This is a genomic window from Providencia sp. 21OH12SH02B-Prov, from assembly GCF_027362595.1.
Classification (GTDB): domain Bacteria; phylum Pseudomonadota; class Gammaproteobacteria; order Enterobacterales; family Enterobacteriaceae; genus Providencia; species Providencia zhejiangensis.
Window position 1 is genome coordinate 2,734,794 of sequence record NZ_CP114796.1, and the last position, 24,044, is coordinate 2,758,837.

Consider the following 24,044-nt stretch of genomic DNA (forward strand, 5'->3'; position numbering starts at 1 on the left):
CTTATTTTTGAACCGCGCGATAGATACGCTGAGGACGCCCTACCTTACCATACTCAATTTCTGCCTCTATTTTGTGTTGTGCCAAGCAGTACTCTAGATAACGACGCGCTGTAGTACGGCTGAGCTTGATAGTTTCCGCAATTGTTTCCGCAGTATGCTCCGCTTCTGGTTGCGTAAATAGTGACAAGACTTTTTCTAACGTTAACCCATCGATACCCGTTGGTAGTTCCTCTTTCGCTTCACCGCGTGCATATGTGTTAAACATATCATCAATTTGGCTCTGATTCGTTTTACGGCTCGCCTGCAAGACCGATTTACGTTGAATATAGCGATCCAGTGTCTGACCTAATCGCTCATAAGCAATAGGTTTCACCAAATAATCAAAAACCCCTAAACGAATCGCTTCAGAGACAGTTTCCATATCACTCGCCGCCGTTGTAAAAACAATATCTGCGCTATTTCTTTCTTGGATTAATTCATGAACCAAATCTATCCCCTTTCCATCAGGTAGATAGTTATCCAGTAAGATCAGGTCAGGCTTCATATATTCGATCATTTTTTTGGCCTGTGCCAAGTCCCCTGCCACCCAAACTTTATCGCAAGCAGGATAGGATTTAATGTATTCGCCATGCATCTCAGCGAGCAGCAGTTCATCTTCCACAATGAGGATTTTTATCTTCATCATTTTATATCTTCACTTTTGGAATAAAAATTGAGAATAGAGTACCATTTGGTTGATTATCTTCAATAATAATCACACCATTACATCTTTTGACATACGAAGCCACCAGATACAAGCCGATCCCATGCCCATCGACAGACTCCGTTTTTGTCGTTATGCCCCTTTCATACCATTTATCTTTTATTTCTGAAGGGAAACCACAGCCTTCATCAGCCACTTCAATAACAAACTCATTACCTTCATCTGAGAGATATAATTCAATCTGCTTGTTTCCTTCCTGACTTTTTAGGCTTGCTTCAAATGCATTATCTAAAAGATTACCTAAAATTGCACAGAATTCAGTACTGCTTAATAACGGTGGGAGTGAACTCAATTGGCAACCTGGCGTGAACACCAACTGCAACCCGAGTTCTCTGGCTCGGTGATATTTTCCAAACAGTAGACCTGCGACCTGTTTATCCGCAAATTGTTGACGTAGCGCATCAATGAGATGCTGTTGTGACTCTGATTCCCCCTTTATCATTGCCAATGCTTGGTCATACTCCTTCATTTGCAATAAACCACTTAGTGTCGACATCCAATTAAGGTGCTCATGACGTAATGAGCGAAGATTCTCAACGTATTGACGCACTTGTGTCAATTGTGAGTTGAGGGATTCAATATCATTTTGGCTACGAAAGCTAATCACCGCACCAATGAGATGATTTTCATCTAATAAAGCAATGCGGTTAGCGATAACATTCAAACCATTAAATGAACAAATAACATCATGCTGCGTTGTTGCGATATCATTAATAAAGAAAGTCTCTGGGGTAATCAACTCACTCACTGAACGCCCAACTAAATGGTTCAAGGGTTCACTTAACGAAAGCATTTTACGTGCATTATGATTGATATTAATGATCTTTCCTGCGCAATCAACAGCAATCACCCCTTCAAAAACCGCTTCAAATATTCCTTTTTGTACGACAACCATTTGTGTAATTTGCTCAGGTTCCATCCCCAACATTTGCCGCTGAATCAAGCGAGTAAAGGCCCATGATAGGAATAACAATATCACTAACACCCCAAAAAACATGGCTCCCGTCTGAACCAATAATTCACTTCTGGACGTCTCTATTTTATTAGTGAGATAACCAATAGAGACAACACCAATCACTTGATTGTTTTCATCAAATATCGGGGTTTTCGCGCGAACGGCATTGCCTATAGAACCTTCCCCACCGATAAAATAGCTTTCCCCCCGCTCTAATGCACCGGGTTTGTTCCACTGCATCTTGAAGCCAACTTTTTCTTCATTGGGGTGATATAAGCGTAGCGAATTTTCATCCCCGATGACCACATAATCATAGTCAGAATCTTGATTAAGTTTATCCGCAATTATCTTTAATTTTGGGATATCGCGTGTCTTAACAGACTGAATAATACTTTCCATGGAGGCGATCAACTTCGCTTGGCTCATTGCAAGTGAGCGAATATTCGCCATTAAACGATTTTCAGCGGTTTCGGTAAAGTACTTACCCAAACTAAACGTCAACACAACGGAAACGAGTAATAAAAGAAAGAAAACTCGCACAGAAAAGGATATCGAGTGGCTTTTTCTAAATGGAGACCGCGGGTACTCTTTTTTCATGGATATCCTATTACCTACTGAAAAGTAAAAATATTGTTACACGAAAAAACACCGATTAGCGCATTATGAAGCTAACTGAGCTCACGAATAAGAGACATATTAATAATTAAATACATTAAAACCAAGCAATAAACAACATATCCCATAATTAAACACATTAAAACCATAAAACAAATACAAACTCCTTTTAGAAACATGAAATAGGTCAAATATAATAATGAGATAATCTTTAATATTAATATCGAACAGGGTAATTAAATAAAAAGCTAATGAGTTATTTATTAAATTAATATCTGAATTTTTATTTAATTAACTTTAACATTAGTAACAACTTAAAAACATCTCTATATGAGATGCAGGATACTAATATGTTCGAAAACATAACGTTTAACCAAGTAAAACGTCATGAGAACAGGAAACTAGCTGAAATAGCTCAGTTTTTAAAAGAAAACGATTTAGATATAGATTCCAGTATTGACGTTTTTATTACGATTACGCGTAATGATAAATTAATTGCGTGTGGTGGCCTCGCTAAAAATGTTATTAAATGTGTTGCAATTAGTGATCATGTTCGTGGTGAAGGTTTAGCGTTAAAGCTAGCAACCGAATTGGTTAACCTTGCCTATGAAAATAATACGACTCACTTATTTATTTATACTAAAACACAAAATGAAAGTTTATTTCAACAGTGTGGATTCCATACCCTAGCCACCGTGCCGAATATTATGGTGTTAATGGAGAACAGCTGTTGTTATCTAAAACGCTATATTAAAAGTTTAAAAGCCCAGTATAAAGAAGGCAAAAAAATTGGCGCGATTGTGATGAATGCCAATCCATTTACTTTAGGGCACCGCTATTTAATTGAAAAAGCAGCCAAATCCTGTGATTGGCTTCATCTTTTTGTTGTCAAAGAAGATACCTCTCGCTTCCCTTACAGCGTCAGATTACAGTTAATTGAAGCTGGCACTCAAGGAATAGAGAACCTTACCATTCATAGAGGCTCTGAATACATTATTTCTCGAGCAACTTTCCCGTGTTATTTCATTAAAGATAAAGCGGTTGTTGATAATTGTTATACCGAAATCGATATTAAAATTTTTCGACAATATATTGCCCCCGCGCTTGGTATTACTCACCGTTTTGTTGGAACAGAGCCTTTTTGCAAAGTCACTCATCAATATAACGAAGACATGCGCTTTTGGCTCGAAACTCGCACGCTCAACTCCCCACCTATTGAGCTGGTTGAATCTCCGCGAATGGTCTACGACGGCACGGCAGTTTCCGCCTCACAAGTACGTAGGCTACTTGCTAAAAAAGATCTGGCGGCGATCAAGCCGATTGTGCCTGAAGCAACCTATCACTATTTAGAGAATATGTTAGCTTCCCGCTCACCATCTGCCTCTCACCGCATCGAAAATTCTGAATTAGTCACAGGTGAACTATGAAAATACTCCACGCAGCCGTTGCTGGCACGCTTGAATCAAGTGATGTCATGGTACGAATAGAACCCTTAGAAGACACCCAAGAAGTCTCGATACAAATCAGCAGTAGTGTTGAAAAACAGTTTGGCGATGCAATTGAACACGTGGTGCTTGAGCTAGTTAAACAACACGACATCCAAGGGGCTCAAATTATTGTTGACGATAAAGGCGCTCTGGAATGTGTTCTTAGAGCACGCTTAGAAGCTTTATTTGCCAGAGCTGCTGACATAACTGCCTTACCTTGGGAGGAGCAATAATGACTCCACAACAAAAAAATCGCACCCGTAGAAGTATGCTATTTGTGCCTGGCTCCAATGCGGCCATGCTAAGTAATGCCTTTATTTACAAAGCGGATGCTTTGATGTTCGACCTTGAAGACTCTGTCACACTCCGTGAAAAAGATACGGCTCGTCGCTTGGTTTATCATACGCTACAGCACCCGCTATATCAGGACGTTGAAACGGTTGTACGTGTGAATGCCCTTGATTCTGCCTTCGGTGTCGCTGACTTAGAAGCCGTTGTTCGTGGTGGTGCCGATATCGTACGTCTGCCAAAAACAGATACGGCGCAAGACGTTATTGATATCGAAAATGAAATCTTACGTATTGAAAAAAGCTGTGGTCGTGAACAGGGTAGCACCGGTTTACTCGCAGCAATTGAATCACCCATGGGGATTACACAAGCAGTCAATATTGCTCACGCATCACCCCGACTTATTGGCATCGCATTAGGTGCTGAAGACTATGTTCGCAATTTGCGTACCGAGCGGTCTCCAGAAGGCATTGAACTCCTCTATGCTCGGTGCGCTATTTTACAGGCAGCGCGTTCAGCAGGTATTCAAGCATTCGATACCGTGTACTCTGACGCGAATAATGAACAAGGCTTCTTAAAAGAAGCTGCTCACATTAAACAGCTTGGTTTTGATGGCAAATCCTTAATTAACCCTCGTCAAATCGAGCTACTGCATAACCTTTATGCCCCAACCCAAAAAGAAGTGGATCATGCTCAACGTGTTGTTGATGCAGCTAATGCTGCTGAGCAAGAAGGTCGTGGTGTCGTTTCATTAAACGGGAAAATGGTTGATGGCCCAGTGATTGATCGAGCACGTTTAGTCCTTTCACGAGCGGCATTATCAGGAATTCGGGAAGAGTGAGGCATAAAAAATGACAAATATGACACAGCGTCAGGCTCGCGTATCAGCCTATTTTGACCTTATGACAGACGAATCACATCGTCAGTTTAATGATATTGGCAAGGTTCAGCAGCAGGTGCAAAAACCACGTAATCGTAAACTGTGTGAAGACTTGCAACTCGCTATTCGCCGTGCGGGTTTAAAAGATGGCATGACTATTTCATTTCATCATGCATTTCGTGGTGGCGATTTAACGATTAACCTTGTTATGCAAGTCATCGCAGAAATGGGTTTTCGTCATCTCACACTGGCTTCAAGCTCGTTAAGTGCCTGTCATTCACCATTAGTGGAGCATATTCGCCATGGTGTCGTACGTAAAATTTATACTTCAGGTCTTCGAGGCCCATTAGCTGAAGCCATTTCTCGTGGTGAGCTAACTGAACCCGTACAAATCCACTCTCATGGTGGTCGAGCTAATCTTATTCACATCGGTGAGCTCAGTATCGATGTCGCTTTTATCGGGGTCCCCTCTTGTGATGAATATGGCAATGCTAATGGTTACACTGGTGAGGCCTGTTGTGGCTCACTCGGTTATGCCAAAATTGATGCTGAAACTGCCAATAAAGTCATCATGTTAACGGAAGAACTACTGCCATACCCACACAATCCCGCAAGTATTAAACAGGATGAAGTGGACTATATTGTCAAAGTGCCACGGGTTGGTGATGCCGATAAAATTGGTGCCGATGCGACCCGCATGACCTCGAATCCTAGAGAACTCTTGATCGCTCGAACTGCCGCCGACGTTATCGAAAAGTCAGGCTATTTCAAAGAAGGCTTTTCATTACAAACAGGTACGGGGGGGGCGTCACTTGCTGTTACCCGTTTCTTAGAAGATAAAATGCGCCGTCACAATATCTGTGCCGGTTTTGCCCTCGGTGGTATCACATCCACAATAGTCGATTTACATGAAAAAGGCTTTATTCGTAAATTAATTGATGTGCAAAGCTTTGACCGTGCCGCTGCAATGTCATTAGCTCGCAACCCAAATCATATCGAAATCAGTGCCAATCAATACGCCTGCTTTGATTCCAAAGGTGCCTCGGTGGATATGCTCGATGTGGTGGTGTTAAGTGCACTCGAAATCGATACAAAATTCAATGTTAACGTACTGACAGGATCCGATGGCGTGATACGTGGCGCATCAGGGGGTCACAGTGACACTGCTGTTGCATCAAAACTGTCCATCATTGTTGCACCGTTAGTACGTGGCCGTATACCAACGCTTGTTGATGAAGTGATCACCTGTGTTACGCCTGGGTCTAGTGTCGACATTTTAGTCACAGACCATGGTATCGCTGTTAATCCAGCTCGCCCCGAATTGAAACAACAATTGGAAAACCAAGGAATCAATACCGTTTCCATTGATTGGCTACGTGAACGGGCTGAGTTATTAACAGGTAAACCTAATCCTATTGAATTCACTGATAAAATCGTCGCCGTTGTTCGCTACCGAGATGGCTCTGTGATTGATATCGTGCATCAAGTTAAGGAGTAACACCATGTTTTACCCACTGCCTGATACCATAGAGCAACCTGAAATTTCTTTACCTGAGCTGCTACAAAGTCGTGATAACCGTCAGGCTAGACAGCAGCAGTGGATTGGTCTCCATCAGGTAACCCTGATTTCATTTACTGTCGTTTTTCCTGGTCCTGTCAAAGATAATCATCTTGTCAGACTGATCTTTAACCAGGGATTAAATGCGCTTAAACAGGTCGCTCAACGCAGGCAGTGGGTACTTTTAGCGCAACAATCTTTTGCCTTATCGACGGGGCCTGAATGTTTCGTCGCAGTAGATGCCAATGCCATTGAGGTAAAACATGCCTTAATTGAAGCAGAAGCGTTATCTCACGTAGGTCGTTTATGGGATTTTGATGTCTTTGACGCTGAGGGGCGGCAATATTCACGCGCCAAGCTAGGCCTTCCCGCTAGACGCTGCTTGCTGTGCGAAAAAGAGGCCAAAATTTGTGCTCGGGAGCGTATCCATCCGCTGAATGAGATTCTTACTCAAATCGAGGTGCTAGCTAATGCGTCCGCTAACGATTGAGCAAACAGAACGGCTCACACATGAGGCCGTACATTATTATAGCCAACTGGGTTGGCAAGCCATGATGGCTGAGGTGAATCTAACCCCAAAACCCGGCCTTGTTGATGCATGGAATACAGGGGCTCACAAGGATATGGCGTTGACTGATTTTCATCTCAGTGCCCGTGCTATCGCTCAGCATTTTCCTGATTTTCTCTTCGCTGGCGCAAAGTATAAACAACTCCCTGTTCAGCATGTTTTGAAAAAAATTCGCCCAATTGGTATTGCATGTGAACAATCGATGTTTCGTGCGACAAAAGGCGTTAATACGCATAAAGGTTCAATCTTCTCTCTAGGATTAGTATTAACCATCATCGGCCGTCAATTAGCGTTACAGAAACCGGTTTCGGCTGCCTCTATCAGTCAAGACGTATCACTGATGTGCCAAGGTATTACGACTGAATTAATGCAAATAACGGATACGCCTACCGCAGGCCAGCGTTTATACCAATCATTTGGTTTAACAGGTGCTCGTGGTGAAGCGGAAAGTGGTTACCGACTCGTGGTTGATTTATCTCTGCCTTATTATTTAAAACAACTTATTGAAGGTAAACCTCAACAACTCGCATTACTTGAAACACTCATCTTATTAATGGCAAACAATGATGATACCAATGTGGCCAATCGTGGCGGACTAGCCGGTTTATCATGGCTGAAAACCCAAGCACAAGCGGTACTTGACCAAGGTGGATTAGTTGATTCGACAGATTTAGAAAAAATTAAACGCTTCGATAGGCAATGCATTATAAAAAACTTAAGTCCAGGTGGAAGTGCAGACTTATTAATTCTCACTTGGTTTTTAGCTCGCTTACCTTATTCAAAATAAAATTAACACCAATTCAATATTAACCGACACAGGAAAAATAAAATTTAATTAACAAAAATAAAAAACTTAATTATTGATTACTGTTTTAACGAATTTATCCCGTATTTGGCATTGAAGGATTTCCAATATCCATTCAAAGCATAGCTGTATTCCAAATACACCAGACAAAAATTCATAATATTAAATAATAAATTTTAATATTAACCAAATTTAGTATTCATTAAGGAAATTGGCCTATGCAAAAAGATAAAATATGGAAGCTATTTCTTCTCATAGCGATTCCCATAATCATATCGTTAATCCCAACACCGGAAGGGTTACCCCACATTGCGTGGTTATTATTTGGTCTTTACTTAGCCGCTATCGTGGGGCTGGTATTAAAGCCCTATTCTGAACCTGTTATTTTGTTAGCCACTATCGCTGCCAGCGCAGTGGTTATTGGTGTGACAGGCACTAAAGATGTCAAAGTCAGTGAAGTGCTTAATGGCTATGCCTCCGGTACAACCTGGCTCGTCTTTGCTGCCTTTACGCTCAGTGCGGCATTCGTGATTACAGGCTTAGGTAAACGGCTCTCTTATATTTTAATTGGCAAGCTCGGTGGAACAACATTAGGTCTTGGTTATGTCACCGCAATTCTTGACTTAATTATTGCACCAGCAACGCCATCAAATACGGCACGTGCAGGGGGAATTGTCTTTCCAATTATTAACAGCGTAGCGGTGGCATTAGGTTCAGATCCTGAAAAAAGCCCTCGTAAAGCCGGCCATTACCTGTTAGTGAACGTTTATATGGTGACAAAAACCACCAGCTATATGTTCCTAACCGCGATGGCACCAAATGCATTAGCATTAGCCATGATGACTGACATTATGGGGATCCATTTAAGTTGGGGTGGATGGGCGCTTGCGGCTGCTATTCCTGGGCTAATTATGTTGATCCTGACTCCCCTTATCATCTACAAGTTGTATCCTCCTGAGTTGAAAAAAGTCAACAATAAAGAGATTGCTGCGAAAGGATTAGCTGACCTCGGCCCAATGACGGTAAGAGAAAAACTGCTCAGTATTATCTTTATCTTAGCTTTGGCGGGATGGATATTTGCAGGTCAAATTGGCGTTAGCGCCTCCACCGTTGCGATTTGTGTTATGGCCTTAACATTAATTCTAGGCGTGGTGACTTGGGATGATGTGTTAAAAAATAAAGGTGGCTGGAATACCTTAATTTGGTATGGCGGTATCATCGGAATGTCTGGCGTGCTAACGAAAGCTGGCTTTTTCAAATGGTTAGCTGATGTGATGGGGCAACACCTTTCATTTGGCGATCAAACAATGCTGGCCTTCTTTGTGATCATGTTTATCAGTGTTGCGATACGTTATTTATTCGCCTCTGGTGGTGCTTATGTCGCTGCGATGGTTCCTGTATTTGCAACCGTGGGTATGGTGGCTGGGGCACCGCCAATGTTACTAGCACTAGGTTTACTGTTCTCTAATGCATATGGCGGTAGCTTAACTCACTATGGCGGCGCGGCAGCTCCAATTGTTTTCGGTGCTGGTTATAACGACATTCGTTCTTGGTGGATTATTGGGGGTATCGTCGCATTCTTAAGTTTACTGGTACATATGACCATTGGTTTAGGCTGGTGGGAAATCTTAATCAGTGCTGGTTTAATTTAAATAATAACGTTTAGCCTAAACGTAAAAATAACCCATGGGATCCAAGTATTATTTGGGTCCCATATAAATATAAAACCTCCCTCTTCTATTATTTTGCTGTGTTATGGGCAGCGGTTATCTTATTTCATGCCATCAACAGCATAAATAATAATAAGCGATACTCTACAGAGGAAAATACATGAAAAAAATACCTTGTATGTTGATGCGCGGAGGCACATCTAAAGGCGTATTTTTATTAGCGGATGACTTACCCCAAAATATCCAAGAACGTGATGAACTCATATTAGCCATTATGGGGTCAGGTCATGCCTTGCAAATTGATGGTATTGGAGGAGGCAGCCCACAAACCAGTAAAGTTGCGATTATCAGTCGTTCATCTCACCCTGATGCAGATATTGATTATTTATTTGCACAAGTATCGATTACCGATCGTCTTGTTGATACGGCACCGAACTGCGGCAATATACTCTGTGCGGTAGGTTCATATGCGATAGAAAAAGGTTTAATACCGGTTACAGGCGATGAAACGATCATTCGTATTCGCAACATCAATACTCATACCTTCGTCAATGCCACAGTGCAAACGCCAAATGGACAAGTGTTGTACGAGGGAAGTACGACTATCGCCAGTGTTCCGGGCCAGGCAGCACCGATTTCCCTCACCTTTTTAAATGCATGTGGCACCAAAACAGGAAAATTGCTCCCCACTGGGCACGAAATCGATATTTTTGATGGGGTGGAAGTGAGTTGCATCGATATGGCGATGCCCGTTGTTTTAATCGATGCTCCACAACTGAATAAAACAGGTTATGAAACGGCGGAGCAGCTTGAAGCAGACGAGACGTTTATGCAACGCTTAGAAAGCATTCGCCAGCAAGCAGGCCTTGCAATGGGGTTAGGTGATGTGAGCCAAAAAGTTATCCCTAAACCCATATTAGTCTCCCCAGCTATTCATGGCGGAACCGTCAATGTACGCTACTTTATGCCACATAAATGCCATGGTGCACTGGCTGTCACTGGTGCTATTGCCATTGCAACCGGCACTATTTTAGAAAACAGTGTGATAAAACGATATTTATCTCAAAAAGTCGATATGCAGCACATCTCTATCGAACATTTAAGTGGGCATTTTGATGTGTCTCTCAATCAACGAGGACATTTCCCTGAAGGATTACAAGCCTCAATTATCAGAACAGCAAGAAAACTATTTGCTGGGGATGTCTATGTCCCTTAACCCGTCACAATGTAAGTTGAAAAATGGCGCCTACTCATCATAGACGCCACTTCCTTGCAGTATCTCGCTATTGAAACTCACCATTAATAAAATAAGAGACTTGGTGTGCTTCATCGGGTGTCGGTATTTCCAGTTTATCGGCCATACGCGACATCACTTTTTCAGGCACCGCATACTGACGTTGGCGATTTTGTTGCTGCCACTGTTTATAAGGTACTTCTAAATAAATCAGATGAACTTTAGCCTGATAACGCGCAAATAAATCGATCATACTGGCGCGCAATGACGCACTGAGTGACGTAGCATTCCAAATAAAATCCTGCTTTTCACGCAATAACCCTTTAGCTTGCTCTTTTGCCTGCTGTGCCACCCAACCTTGGGCATTTCTATCCGCTGGATTAATTTTATGTTTGCGACGAATTTCATCGAGGCACACAACCTCTTTTTGAGGAAAGTACTGAGAAATAAAGTGATCCTTCCCCATTCCAGGTAATCCACACAGCATGATAACTTCACTTCCGGCTTCCTCAAACGGTGCATAATCAGGTGTACCCCGTTGATAATGGAAATAATGAAATTTCCCAGCCATAGAAGCAAAGGCTTTTGGTTGTTGCCAGCAACCTTGTTCACGACAAAATAGCTCAAATAATTCAATGCGAGATAAGAGTTCCGCTTGGTCTTCACAGATACGCCCCAATACATCCGCTTTTGCTAACAAACACAGCAGCGACATATCGACACGTAAAGAGGCGGCAAAGAGCGCTCTTTCAGGATCCTTTTTTTCCATCACCCATAATGGTAAGCCATGATAGCGAACTAATGCGGCAATTTGCTCTCGAATAATGAAAGGCGTTTCAACCTGCCGAAAAAGAATTTGCCGCGTTGATAACTCACCTTTTTTAGCATGACCCGGCGAAATAATGCGCCCGTTTTCATCCTCGCGCGTCGTACTTCGCTTTTCAACATCATGCATGAGTGCCGCCGTCCATACGATATTTTTCTGCAAGTCAGAAAGTTGCTGGTATTCAGGCAATGTTTCTAACGCTGCAAGCACCATTTGGGTATGTATCGCAACATCGCCTTCGGCATGATGTAATCCATCTTGAGGAACCCCTCGCATATCACGAACAAACTCAAATTGAGACTCTAACTGTGACCACTCCGTTGTGTCCGTTAATTGCCAATTCATCTCGCCTCCTTTTTGCGCTCGAACGCTAACTTTGCTCGCTGCCAGTTTCTTTTCCAATGAATATCAGTCTTAACATGATTTTTGCGTACATACTTAAACACATGCGACATGAAATCATCGACTAAAAAGCGCTGGCTATCGCGAGTGACAATCCCTTCCATGCTGCAAGGGAGTTGAGTATGCGTATCGCAAGCACCGAAATGGCTATCCTGTGAAGCCGCCTCGATGAGTTGTTGTGCGTACACTTGCGGCCCTTGCTGTTGGCTAATACTCAGGGAAAGCTCAGGCACTGTCGGAAAATCAAACAATGCTGCATAAAACTTGACTTCATCCCAACTTAACCAGTAGCGGCCTTGTCGTACGGCAAAAATATAGAAATAATCTTCAATATGTTGATATTCAATAGAGTGTACGGCGTAGAGATTTTCTCCGAATAGCTCGATATCCCCTAAATCATGCTTGATTAACTGCCAGCGCTGACGTATCTGTTGGCTCCATGCGGACTGCGTTGGCGTCGCATGAGAACGAGCAAACACCCCATATTGGCTTAAGCAATTATTTTCACCATCGAGTTTTTCAGTATGTACCAGCTGCTTAATATTCTGGATGTGTGACCACCAATCGCTATTGATACGATCATCGCTAGTGGTGCCAGGTGAGAACGGATAGTGATACGTTCTACCATACTTTCTTGATTGCATAGTCATTATGCTCTCTCTACAGAAATAGAAAAAACAACAAATCTTTTCGCAAGATTTGCCTCTGCGTTATATGAGAAATCAAGAGTTGGTATTACATATTAATTCCGCGAAACGGCCTCATAATGGAGTGGTATAGATTTAAAACCTATGTATTAAAGCGGGGGCATTCTAGACTAACAGTGAAGCAAAAAGCGAGGAAATTAATCCGAATTTATACTATTCAACAAATTACCGTAGCCAATTAGGCTACGGTTTGTGAAATATTGGTCAAACGGCTAGCATCTAATAAAGCCCGAGCACAGCACCAATGGCTAAAGTAAAGAAACTGAACAACCAAATCCATCCGAATGAATAACGTAAATGACGTCCCATATCAATTCCTGCTAGCCCCATCGCAAGCCAAGCTGCTGGCGAGAATGGGCTCACAAATGTCCCCGCATTATTCCCAATCGCCATCGCATACACGACAGATGAAGGATCGACTCCAGCTGTTTCAGCAATTTGTTGAATGATCGGTAATAGCGCGAAATAATACGCGTCCGTACTGGTGAAAATATCCATCGGCACACCTAAAATTCCAACAAAAATATGAATTTTAGATACCCACTCTGTTGGCAATATTGCCGTTAAGTCTTCCGCGATAGATTTCAGCATGCCTCCCTCGGATAGAATTCCAAGAAACGCGCCAGCAGCTAAGATAATAGCGACCATGCCTAATGCCTGTGGAGCATGTTGTGATAACACCTTCATCTGATCTTTTGGATTAGGGAAGTTAACTAGCAAAGCTATCGATAAGGCGATCATAAAGACATACGGCGCCGAAAGTAGCCCAAAAGCAAGGCAAATCACGGAGGCTAGGATTAACCCGCCATTAATCCACGGTTTTTTCGGTTTATGAGTTTGTTCACTAATATCTGCCATCTGTTCATTTGCTGGCAACAAGGAATCCATCATGTATGGCGTAGTGCCTTTAGCGGCAGCGGCAGCAATACGACGTTTTTCACGTACTCCCATTAGTGCAGCGAAAACGGCAGCACCAGCCATGCCAATGATTTGTACTGGAATTAAACTCTGCCATAACGTTGCCGCATCAATACCTGTTACCGCCGAAGCACGTCCCAATGGGCCTCCCCACGGCACCATATTCATAATCCCCATGCTGGCACACATCAATAGCAGCATTAAGTAAGGGCTCATGCCAAGCTGCCGATATAGTGGCAGTAACGCAGGGATAATAATTAAGAAAGTCGCAGCCCCTGAGCCATCTAAGTGTACGAGGCCCGCAATTAATGTGGTCATAACACAGACAATAATGACATTGCCTCGCGTCATTTTAACCATCAAACGAATCAGCGGATCAAAAATATGCAGATCCTTCATCAAACTAAAGAATAAAATGGCGAACAAGAACATCGCAGCCACTTTGGAAACTTTATTAATGCCGCTTTCAAAAAAAGTCGATATTTCTGCTATTGAATATCCCGCAATTAATGCGCCGATAAAGGGGATACATGACATAGCAATGATAGGGCTAACTTTGCCCATCATCAGTAGGGTGACGATAGAAAGAATGATCAAGATACCAATAATTGTTAACACATTGAGTTCCTTATTAGAATTATATTTTCAGGTGAATATTAAAAATTAAATATACTTAAAATGTGTATTGATTTATTTCATTGTTTAATTTCAATCGTGAGACATTTATTTTTAATATGCTCAAGTAAACACATCTACCTATCAGCTCTTATATAAATCAAAATTCAATTTCGCAAGTGTCATTTGTCTTTTTTGCGGAATAAATGACGATAAATCAACAAGTAAAATTAGCATTTAAAATAAAAAAACAGATAAAAAATCTATTAACTCCATTAAAACCATTAATGAAAATTAACGCCAATTAGATTTGTTTTTTTTTATTTAATTGCTAAGCTAGCGAATATCAGACAGTAATTATTTTAAATTATTAAATCAGTTTATATTTTCTATTTTTTTTTAACTTTTTTGTTTTCAAATCACCGGTGAGAAGCAGGAAATTATACTTTTTTCACTTAACACTCAAATTTATACTTATTCACTTGCATTATTCCGTTATTACTAGCGCGAGATCATGGATAGGATAAAACCACATGAACAGCACAGAATAAGACTAAACTTATGAGTACTATAGACAAATGACTCACGACCACTAAGGAACAAGACAAATGAGCTTCCTATTTTCTCCCGCCTCTCTTGGGCAGGTCTCCTTAAATAACAGGATCATTGTTCCACCAATGTGCCAATATTCTGCTACCGATGGCATGCCAACAGCTTGGCATAATGCCCACTATATGAACCTTGCCTTGTCAGGGGCTGCTTTGGTCATTATTGAAGCCAGTGCAGTGACGCCTGTAGGACGCATTACCTATAAAGACTTAGGTCTGTGGAATGATGAACAAGCCGATGCATTAAAAAAAATGTTAGAAGATATCAGACAGTTTGCTGATGCACGCTTAGGAATTCAACTCGCTCATGCAGGTAGAAAAGCCTCTTCCGACCTTCCTTGGCTTGGCGGTCAAAGTTTAGCCAAAGAACAACCGCATGGTTGGCAGACAGTGTCTGCATCCAATTTACCTTTTGGTCATGCACATCCACCGCGTGAACTCAGTCAACAAGAGATCACTGAAACAGTACAACATTTTGTCGATGCCGCTAAACGCGCGGAATATGCTGGGTTTGACGTTATTGAAATTCATGCGGCACACGGTTATTTATTGCATCAATTCTTATCCCCATTATCAAATACACGACAAGATGAATACGGCGGTAGTTTTACTCATCGTAGCCGTTTATTAATTGATGTTTTTCGGGAAGTCAGAGAGGCCATTAGCCCTAATATTGCTGTTGGTGTAAGGATCTCAGCAACGGACTGGGTTGATGGTGGCTGGAATGTGCCTGAATCCATTGAACTTAGCGAATTATTGGAAGAATTAGGTTGCGACTATATCCATGTTTCTTCCGGTGGGTTATCTGAACAACAACAGATCCCAATCAGCCCAAATTACCAAGTCCCACTTGCTCAAGCGATCAATGAGCATACCTTTATGCCTGTTATCGCGGTTGGTTTAATTACGGAGCCTGCTCAGGCAGAAGCCATTATTGCAACAGGGCAAGCTGATTTTGTTTCGATCGGCCGAGGAATGTTGTTTGACCCACGTTGGCCATGGCATGCAGCGACACAATTAGCAGAACACATCAAAGTCGCCCCACAATATTTGCGAAGTGCGCCACATCAATTTAAGCAATTATTTAGCTAAAAAAGAAGCAATCACAGCGGTAGATGATTTAACCGCCGCTGTGATTGACGCTAATTAACGCTCAGCCTGCGTGCACTGATTAACAAATTCAATCATTGATTTTTGGAAATCAGATTCAGCGGTTGCTGATTTCGCTAATTCACCTTCAATACGTTTGAACTCTTTCAAACCATATTTTTCGATAGTCTTATCATAGGCACAACCACAGATAGCACTAATAGCATCTGCGGTTTCACCGGCTGGGCTACCGGATGCTTTTACACAATCATTCACAAAACTTGCTTTATATTCAGCAATTTCCGCTTTATCATCCGAACATGCTGCCAATAAAGTCATAACGCCTGCCATACCCAAAACTAATGCGATCTTTTTCATCTTTAGCCTATTATAAATTTAGTTTGCATTACGATTAATCTAAAAAACCAAATGAGAAAATCATATTTAGATTAATTCCCCATACCTTTTACATGTGAATAATAATAGCTGCTTTAGATTAAAAAATCTCTAGTATAAAGGCTATTTTTCATTGCCGTCTTATTTCGATAATAAGCGAAAAGAGCGCCATCGATAATAAAACAATGCGCTTAAAATAAGAATACAGCCTAAAATTTGGATGGCAGGCATTCTCTCATGATACCAAATAGCGGCAACAAATACCGTCATAACAGGCTCGAGTATCATAATGATCGCAGCATTTGCAGCAGTCGTATTTTTTTGTCCAATTAACTGCAAAATAAATCGTAAACTCGTTGCGATCACCACACTTGCGATAAACCACATTAAGGTCGATGTGGCTATCGTTGTAGGCCACTCTTCTAAAAAGAAAGACAACATTAGCCCAACGATACCTGTACAAGCTAATTGAATGGTCGTTAGCGGTAAAATAGGCACACTGCGGGCATAAACACTGGTATAACAAAAGTAAATTGCTTGTACGATTGCTGCGGCTAAAAACCAAAGTTGACTACTTTTAAATTGGATTTGCCCTTTAAATAGGGTCAAACAGGCAAGACCTAAGACTGCCACAGGTAGTGCTTGCCAAAAGTAACGTGTAGGACGAATTTTTAACAAAACCCATCCGACTAATGGCACAAACAGCATCGCTAAACTCATAATAAATGCCCCCTCACCTAATGAATCGGTTGTCGCTACCGCATAAATCCATAAGACGAGGTTAAGAGCCATCCATCCTCCGGTCATTAAAATGCTCGGAATTTGCTGTAATTGAATTCGATTTCGTTTACCTAGGCAAAAAGGTAAGAGAATAACCGCTGCAAGTAAAAAACGGCTTCCGAGAAAAGCAAAGATTGGCATACCTTGCACGGACTCACGGGAAAATACCCATCCCCATGCAGCAATAAAGGTAGTCAGCACTAAGAACACTTCCGCTTTTCTTTGTGGCTGCATAATTTATTTTACCTATTGATTATGTTTATTAGTGATAATCATACTGCCTATATGTTTTATGCCAATCGATATTTTATATTCACAATCAAATAAGACCTTTATAGCAACAAAATTTCCTCTTTATAAATGACTCGTCTCACCGAAGTTTGCTTTTTTCGTTGCCATCTCCTCTATTTCCTGTTTTTCATTTCGTAAATGAGGAAATCAGCTCTTTAATCCGTCAATTTTTCTCCTTTTTAAGCATGACATAATATCTTCAGTTTTATGCCAAGACGTGATCAAAACTATATTTGAAAAGGCGGGTCAATATGAGGAATATTCCTAAAAACGCGGATACCGATCCTGCGGCCGTTCAGAATATTAAGCGTGCTATTCAGGCTCGTAAATATGCGTATCCTGCGGAAATCAGTTTATTATGGAAAAACACAAGGGATTCATCATTCAACATCAGTTGGTCAAGCATTATGTTGACAGCTTGTTTAGTCAGTGCCCTGTTAATATTACTGATTAATTATTTGCTGTAATTGTATTATAAAAAAGCCCCCAGTAATTAGTGGTTCAACTACTGGGGGTCTCTTCAAAATGACCAAACTAATTCATTTAATTAATCACCAATAACCTAAGAATTTCCACCAAACGCTACCTAAGCCGATCCAAATAATTAGGTTAACAACACTCATCACAAAACCGGCTTTCCACCATTCACCTAATGTTACATAACCTGAACCAAAAATAATCGGCGCCGTCCCTGTACCATAATGCGTTAATGACATCATTAACGAAGATGAGAATGCCAATGTTAATCCAAGTAACATTGGAGGTGCGCCAAGTGCTAATCCAGCAGCAAAGAAAGCACCAAACATCGCGGTAATATGCGCTGTTGTACTTGCAAAGAAATAGTGCGAATAAACATAAATTAGAACAAGTATTAAGGCTCCCGACGCCCAGCTCAGTCCCATATTATCAATCGAAGTTCCCACTGAGACAGACATCCATTTAATCAGCCCTAATTTACCAAGGAAGCTCGCCATCATCACTAAAGCAGCAAACCAGACGACGGTATCCCAAGCGCCTTTATTTTTTAATACATCATCCCAATTTATTACGCCAGTTGAGAGTAAAATACCTAACCCAATAAATGCCGCTGTTGTCGCATTAACACTGTAGCTTGGGCCAAATAACATTGCCGGTACCCCAGCCCACATTAACAGTAATAATACGAATACCCCGAGTGTAATAACTTCAGGTAATGAAATAGGGCCTAATTGCTGTAAACGCTCTTTGGCAAAGTTAGGCGCATCGGGTGTTGAAGTGATTTCAGGTTTATACATGAAATAGATGACTAAAGGCATCAAAATTAATGAAACTAAAGCGGGCGCAAATGCAGCAATAGCCCACATTGACCATGTTAATTCATTCGCTCCCCCTGCTTCACTGACGATCAAACTGACAATGAGTGGGTTTGGTGCTGTCGCGGTAATAAACATTGCAGAAGTAATAGGGTTAATATTGTAGTTCACTAACGAGAGGTAACGACCTATTTTCCCAGAAGTACCATCATCCGCTTTAGAGCCAAAGCTATCAGCAATTGAGCGCATAATCGGGTGAATGATTCCCCCTCCTCGAGCAGTATTACTTGGCGTTACAGGAGCAAGTACTGTCTCAGCAATGGCAAGTGAATAAGCTATCCCCAACGTTTTTTTACCAAACAATGAAATAACATAATAACCAATTCTAGCGCCTAATCCGGTTTTATTTAGGCTCATAGAGACCATGATTGAAATACCAATTAGCCAAATCAGGTCATTAGAAAAACCACTTAATGCATCTGCAATCGCAGCCTTTGTTGAATTCGGATTAGTCACTCCCGTCACGGCGACTAACGCGATAGCAATAATAGACACACCACCAATTGGTAGTGCTTTACCAATAATAGCGGCAATCGTACCAACAAATAGCGCTAATAAATGCCAAGCATTCGGATTAACGCCTTCCGGTACGGGGATAAGGAACCAAATAATGAGTGTGATTGCAACTGCAATCAATGTAGGTATCGGTTTTAGAGGGGTCAGTTTATTCATATCAGGATATCCATACGAGTTTTAAAAATGGAAATAAAATTTTTTCTAGTCATATATTTTCTATCTTTGTAAACATGTTAGCGAAATATCTCTGCCAGACTTTGATCGTTATCATTGAGTTACTTAGTTTTACATATAAGAAACGATTTTAATTTAGTAACAGAATGTAATTCATGATTACAAAAAATATTGTTAACAATTAACAAGTAATTATCATAGAATTAACATATTCCTAATTGAGAAAATGAGATGATTGAAGATAGCCATTTATAAGATCCTCCCTAATCTTTAAATTCATTTTCCCTCATAAAGAATATCGGCTTAATTATTAAAGCAATATGAAAGTGAAACACCACAATATACAAAAAACCAGACTAATTTATATTAAAATTAACAAAAATGAAGGCTGAATCGAATTATTAATATAAACAGCTTTTATTATGCAATAATCACATTAAATAAAAGACTTCAATCTTCATTTACTATAGTGTTCAAATAATAATCTCTTTGTACCTATTTTCTCTTTCATAATTTTGTTTCTCTTACCATCATGATAATTAAGGTATGAAACTATTACTCTCTGCACTACAATTATCTGTTGATTGAATTTCATACCCTGTATGGCTATTTAATCTAACCTTAATCATGAATATACTCCAAATAAACTCACGACTCTGAGGAAATATAAATGACAAAAAATGATGTTAGTTATGATAAAGAACAACAGCCTTGTATTATTTTATGCACGACGAATAGCCAAAACAATGCCATCAAAATTGCTCAGCAATTATTAGATAAACGGTTAGCGGCATGTGTCTCTTTGCTACCCGAGATAACATCGATATATCAATGGAAAAACACGATCGAACAAGATAAAGAAATAATGTTATTCATTAAATCTACGCATAAAAATCAGCCTGAATTATTCGCTGCCATCAAGGAAATTCACCCATACGAAACCCCAGAGTTGATTAGCCTAGATTTAGATAAAATCGATAGCCGTTATCTAGAGTGGTTAATAAAAGCGGTAAAATGAACCAATAATCATCCTAAATAGTGAGTAAGCTCTCAATATTTCAATCACATCTCTCATTATCTAAGGGTAAACAACTGGTCAGCTCTGGTAAGTAAAAAATTAATGTTATACAGAAGTTCTCGTTTTCGATTTATTTGCCCTCTTTTAGGAGGGCTTTTTTATCCTATTAAAACATATCAATAAAAGTATAAAAAAGACCCTCATTTAAAGAGGGGTCACTTGAAAATTAACGGAGTTAAATAAGTAACTTCACCTACTGTGATATACGCTTATTTTTACTGTTCAATAAAACAAGAAACCCCCAATAAATCGGGGGCGAAAATAAAATGAATGATGATTAAATTTGGCGTACAGGCGTATCACCTGCAACATAGTAGTCTGCTTGGCTCGCAGGTAACGGCTCACGACCACGGATTTTATCCGCCATCTTTTCAGCTATCATGATGGTTGTTGCATTCAAATTACCCGTGATAATCAGCGGCATAATTGATGCATCAATTACCCTGAGATTTTCGAGTCCATGAACCCGACCTGCACCGTCAACAACGGCCATTTCATCATATCCCATCTTGCATGAACCGCAGGGATGAAATGCTGTTTCAGCACGTTCACGCACAAATGCATCCAGCTCTTCATCCGTTTGGATATGCTTACCAGGGCTAATTTCTTTACCTCGATAAGGATCCAGTGCTGGCTGTGCCATAATTTCACGTGTAATACGAATGGCTGCGCGGAACTCTTCCCAATCCTGTTCACTGGACATGTAGTTGAACAAAATACTAGGGTGCTGATAAGGATCCGTGGATTTTAATCTTACACGACCACGGCTAGGTGAACGCATCGACCCAACGTGTGCTTGGAAGCCATGCACATTTACAGCATTACTGCCGTTATAGTTAATGGCTACAGGTAAGAAGTGAAATTGAATATTTGGCCACGCAAATTTATCGCTGGTACGAATAAATCCGCCAGCTTCAAATTGGTTACTGGCACCAATCCCCGTACCTTTAAATAACCATTCAGCACCAATTGCGGGTTGGTTATACCACTTTAATGCTGGATAGAGAGATACAGGCTGCTTACATTCATACTGCAAATACATTTCCAGATGATCTTGTAAATTTTGCCCTACTCCCGGTAAGACATGTACAGCAGGAATATTAAACTCTTGCAGAACATCTTCAGGCCCAACCCCCGAACGTTGCAAAATTTGAGGTGAAGCTATCGCCCCAGCACATAATAGGACCTCCTTACGTGCTTTTGCCTGAACGACCGTTTTATTATTCCCTTGATAAAACTTCACACCGACTGCTTTTTTGTCTTCAAATTCAATAATATCTGTCGTAGCATGCGTGATAATAGTTAAATTAGGACGTTTTCTGGCTTGATCCAGATAACCACGAGCCGTACTCGCACGACGCCCTTTTGGCGTTACTGTTCTATCCATAGGGCCAAAGCCCTCTTGTTGATAGCCATTCAGGTCATCAGTTCGCGGATAACCCGCTTGAACACCGGCCTCAACCATGGCATGAAACAACACGTTATTGCCATTTTTCGGTGTCGTCACACTCACGGGGCCATCGCCACCATGATAATCATTAGCCCCTATATCACGCGTTTCTGCTTTGCGGAAATAGGGCAAACAATTGAGATAACGCCAATCTTCTAAGCCTGGTGCTTGAGCCCACCCATCAAAATCTAATGCATTACCACGGATATAGCACATGCCATTGATCAGTGATGAGCCTCCTAATCCTTTTCCTCGTCCGCACTCCATACGGCGATTATTCATATGCGGTTCAGGATCAGTTTCATAGGCCCAATTATAACGTCGACCTTGTAATGGATAGGCTAAAGCCGCTGGCATTTGTGTACGAAAATCGAACCTGTAGTCCGGTCCTCCAGCTTCAAGGAGCAGCACAGTAACATCAGAATCTTCTGTCAGGCGGGTAGCAAGAACGTTACCGGCTGAACCAGCACCGATAATAATGTAGTCATAGACCATTGTTATCTCCTCTGTTTCAGTCAAATTTAAAATAAGCGATTAAAATACCGAGGCAAACTCCCCAAGTTCGACTTGTATTGATTTTATTTGAGTATAATTTTGGAGTGTTACTAGGCCATTTTCACGACCCACCCCTGAGTGCTTATAGCCCCCAACAGGCATTTGTGCTGGTGATTCCCCCCAAGTATTTATCCAACAGATACCCGCTTCTAATTGATGGATGACTCGATGCGCTCGTGAGATATCACGAGTGACAAGCCCTGCGGCTAAGCCATATAACGTATGGTTTGCACGTTCGATAACTTCATCTTCCGACTGATAACTCAAAATACTCATCACAGGACCAAAAATCTCTTCTTGGGTGATTTGCATATCATCAGAACAATCAGTAAAGACGGTTGGCAGCACATAAGCGCCTTGAGCAAATGCTCCTTCAGTCAAACGCTCACCACCACAAAGTAATTTAGCGCCCTGCTGTTTGCCTATTTCGATATAGCGCAATACATTTTCCATATGTGGAAAACTCACCAATGGACCAAAGTTAGTTGTCTCATCGAGCGGTGAACCTATTTTGATGCGCGCCACACGTTGTTGAATTTTCTCTTCAAATTGTGCTTTTAAGCTTTCTGGCACAAAAACTCGAGTGCCGTTAGTACAAACTTGGCCTGAACTATAGAAATTGGCCATCATGGCAATATCTGCTGCGTTATCCAGATCAGCATCATCAAAAATAATAAGCGGTGACTTGCCACCAAGTTCCATCGTGACATCTTTTAATGTCGAACCCGAAGCATTTGCCATCACTTTTTTGCCTGTCGCAACGCCACCGGTGAAGGATATTTTTGCAATCCCTGGGTGTTCTGTTAGCCATTGACCCACATCCGCACCAGCGCCCGTCACAACGTTAAAAACGCCTGCTGGCAGTCCGGCTTCCGTATAAATTTCAGCCAGTTTTAGTGCGGTCAGCGATGTGACTTCACTTGGCTTAAATACCATGGCATTACCTGCCGCCAAAGCGGGTGCAGATTTCCAAAGTGCGATTTGAATTGGATAGTTCCACGCACCAATCCCAGCAACAACTCCAAGTGGCTCGCGGCGTGTATAGACGAATGCGCTCTCACGTAAAGGAATTTGCTCTCCTTCTAACGCGGGGATCAAGCCTGCATAGTACTCTAAAACATCAGCACCCGTGACAATATCCACATAGCGTGTTTCAGATAATGGTTTACCGGTATCCAACGTTTCCAAGTGTGCCAATTCGTCATTGCGCTCACGTAAAATATCAACAGCACGGCGCAAAATACGAGAACGCTCCATTGCCGTCATCGCTGCCCATACTTTTTGCCCTTGTTTGGCACTTTCCACAGCCCAATCAATGTCTTCACGCGTTGCAGATTGTAAACATGCGATCACTTCACCATTCGCTGGATTCATTGCATCAAACTGCCCACATTCAGGTTGTGAGCTATCCACATAACCACCATGAATATAAAGTTTATGTAATTGTGGTTGGTGCATAATATC

The 24,044-nt window shown here is 41.3% G+C and carries 21 protein-coding genes; 11 read left to right on the forward strand and 10 right to left on the reverse strand.

Annotated elements, in window-relative coordinates; genetic code table 11:
• Position 1: 1 nt before the first annotated feature.
• Positions 2–685: a two-component response regulator DpiA gene (gene dpiA / locus O7C57_RS12920; RefSeq protein ID WP_154621838.1), complete on the reverse strand. Its 684-nt coding sequence runs from the start codon at positions 683–685 to the stop codon at positions 2–4.
• A 1-nt stretch (position 686) separates the two neighbouring features.
• Positions 687–2,315: a sensor histidine kinase DpiB gene (gene dpiB, locus O7C57_RS12925; RefSeq protein WP_154621839.1), complete on the reverse strand. Its 1,629-nt coding sequence runs from the start codon at positions 2,313–2,315 to the stop codon at positions 687–689.
• Between the two features lie 368 nt (positions 2,316–2,683).
• Between dpiB and citC the strand changes: the two genes are divergently transcribed.
• From citC to O7C57_RS12965, 8 genes are all read left to right on the forward strand, one after another.
• Positions 2,684–3,760, forward strand: coding sequence for a [citrate (pro-3S)-lyase] ligase (citC, locus tag O7C57_RS12930; RefSeq protein ID WP_154622460.1), 1,077 nt, complete (start codon positions 2,684–2,686; stop codon positions 3,758–3,760).
• The gene (citD, locus tag O7C57_RS12935; protein ID WP_154622461.1) at positions 3,757–4,053 is read left to right on the forward strand and encodes a citrate lyase acyl carrier protein; all 297 of its coding nucleotides are present in this window, start codon (positions 3,757–3,759) and stop codon (positions 4,051–4,053) included. The genes citC and citD overlap by 4 nt, the downstream gene beginning before the upstream one ends.
• Positions 4,053–4,949 carry a citrate (pro-3S)-lyase subunit beta gene (gene citE, locus O7C57_RS12940; RefSeq protein ID WP_154622462.1) on the forward strand — a complete coding sequence of 299 codons (897 nt, stop codon included), beginning with the start codon at positions 4,053–4,055 and terminating at the stop codon, positions 4,947–4,949. The genes citD and citE overlap by 1 nt, the downstream gene beginning before the upstream one ends.
• Positions 4,950–4,959: 10 nt before the next feature.
• Positions 4,960–6,486 carry a citrate lyase subunit alpha gene (citF, locus tag O7C57_RS12945; RefSeq protein ID WP_269723212.1) on the forward strand — a complete coding sequence of 509 codons (1,527 nt, stop codon included), beginning with the start codon at positions 4,960–4,962 and terminating at the stop codon, positions 6,484–6,486.
• A 4-nt stretch (positions 6,487–6,490) separates the two neighbouring features.
• Positions 6,491–7,036 carry a citrate lyase holo-[acyl-carrier protein] synthase gene (gene citX / locus O7C57_RS12950; RefSeq protein WP_163862289.1) on the forward strand — a complete coding sequence of 182 codons (546 nt, stop codon included), beginning with the start codon at positions 6,491–6,493 and terminating at the stop codon, positions 7,034–7,036.
• The gene (gene citG / locus O7C57_RS12955) at positions 7,017–7,901 is read left to right on the forward strand and encodes a triphosphoribosyl-dephospho-CoA synthase CitG (protein ID WP_154622465.1); all 885 of its coding nucleotides are present in this window, start codon (positions 7,017–7,019) and stop codon (positions 7,899–7,901) included. The genes citX and citG overlap by 20 nt, the downstream gene beginning before the upstream one ends.
• 236 nt (positions 7,902–8,137) lie before the next feature.
• Positions 8,138–9,571: an anion permease gene (locus tag O7C57_RS12960; protein WP_154623068.1), complete on the forward strand. Its 1,434-nt coding sequence runs from the start codon at positions 8,138–8,140 to the stop codon at positions 9,569–9,571.
• A gap of 178 nt (positions 9,572–9,749) precedes the next feature.
• Positions 9,750–10,805, forward strand: a complete 1,056-nt coding sequence (locus O7C57_RS12965) for a 4-oxalomesaconate tautomerase (RefSeq protein WP_249998984.1) — start codon at positions 9,750–9,752, stop codon at positions 10,803–10,805.
• Between the two features lie 67 nt (positions 10,806–10,872).
• On the opposite strand, the gene O7C57_RS12970 is transcribed toward O7C57_RS12965, so the two are convergent.
• The 3 genes from O7C57_RS12970 to O7C57_RS12980 form a co-directional block, all read right to left on the reverse strand.
• Positions 10,873–11,994, reverse strand: coding sequence for an AAA family ATPase (locus tag O7C57_RS12970; RefSeq protein ID WP_154623070.1), 1,122 nt, complete (start codon positions 11,992–11,994; stop codon positions 10,873–10,875).
• Positions 11,991–12,701, reverse strand: a complete 711-nt coding sequence (locus O7C57_RS12975; RefSeq protein ID WP_154623071.1) for an RNA ligase family protein — start codon at positions 12,699–12,701, stop codon at positions 11,991–11,993. Before O7C57_RS12975 ends, O7C57_RS12970 begins: the two co-directional genes overlap by 4 nt.
• A gap of 276 nt (positions 12,702–12,977) precedes the next feature.
• A complete protein-coding gene (locus O7C57_RS12980; protein WP_163862299.1) occupies positions 12,978–14,294 on the reverse strand; it encodes a CitMHS family transporter in 1,317 nt (438 codons plus the stop codon).
• A 605-nt stretch (positions 14,295–14,899) separates the two neighbouring features.
• On the opposite strand from O7C57_RS12980, the gene O7C57_RS12985 reads away from it, so the two are divergent.
• The gene (locus tag O7C57_RS12985; RefSeq protein WP_154622928.1) at positions 14,900–15,991 is read left to right on the forward strand and encodes an NADH:flavin oxidoreductase/NADH oxidase; all 1,092 of its coding nucleotides are present in this window, start codon (positions 14,900–14,902) and stop codon (positions 15,989–15,991) included.
• A gap of 54 nt (positions 15,992–16,045) precedes the next feature.
• On the opposite strand, the gene O7C57_RS12990 is transcribed toward O7C57_RS12985, so the two are convergent.
• The gene (locus tag O7C57_RS12990) at positions 16,046–16,366 is read right to left on the reverse strand and encodes a hypothetical protein (protein ID WP_154622929.1); all 321 of its coding nucleotides are present in this window, start codon (positions 16,364–16,366) and stop codon (positions 16,046–16,048) included.
• A gap of 159 nt (positions 16,367–16,525) precedes the next feature.
• On the reverse strand, positions 16,526–17,398 hold the full coding sequence (locus O7C57_RS12995; RefSeq protein WP_154622930.1) for a DMT family transporter: 873 nt from the start codon (positions 17,396–17,398) through the stop codon (positions 16,526–16,528).
• A gap of 308 nt (positions 17,399–17,706) precedes the next feature.
• Here O7C57_RS12995 and O7C57_RS13000 point away from each other — a divergent pair, with 308 nt between their 5' ends.
• Positions 17,707–17,922 carry a 3-oxoacyl-ACP synthase gene (locus O7C57_RS13000; RefSeq protein WP_154622931.1) on the forward strand — a complete coding sequence of 72 codons (216 nt, stop codon included), beginning with the start codon at positions 17,707–17,709 and terminating at the stop codon, positions 17,920–17,922.
• An 84-nt stretch (positions 17,923–18,006) separates the two neighbouring features.
• Here the strand turns inward: O7C57_RS13000 and O7C57_RS13005 are convergent, their stop codons facing one another.
• Entirely contained in the window at positions 18,007–19,479 is a 1,473-nt protein-coding gene (locus O7C57_RS13005; RefSeq protein WP_163862302.1) for an anion permease, read from the reverse strand.
• A gap of 688 nt (positions 19,480–20,167) precedes the next feature.
• Between O7C57_RS13005 and cutA the strand changes: the two genes are divergently transcribed.
• Positions 20,168–20,515, forward strand: a complete 348-nt coding sequence (gene cutA, locus O7C57_RS13010; RefSeq protein ID WP_154624575.1) for a divalent-cation tolerance protein CutA — start codon at positions 20,168–20,170, stop codon at positions 20,513–20,515.
• 337 nt (positions 20,516–20,852) lie between these two features.
• Here cutA and betA read toward each other — a convergent pair whose 3' ends face one another.
• Together betA and betB are read right to left on the reverse strand one after the other, a co-directional pair.
• A complete protein-coding gene (gene betA, locus O7C57_RS13015) occupies positions 20,853–22,520 on the reverse strand; it encodes a choline dehydrogenase (protein WP_269723213.1) in 1,668 nt (555 codons plus the stop codon).
• A 39-nt stretch (positions 22,521–22,559) separates the two neighbouring features.
• Positions 22,560–24,038 (reverse strand): betaine-aldehyde dehydrogenase, encoded by a 1,479-nt coding sequence (gene betB, locus O7C57_RS13020; protein WP_196712977.1) that lies wholly within the window; start codon positions 24,036–24,038, stop codon positions 22,560–22,562.
• Between the last annotated feature and the right edge of the window lie 6 nt (positions 24,039–24,044).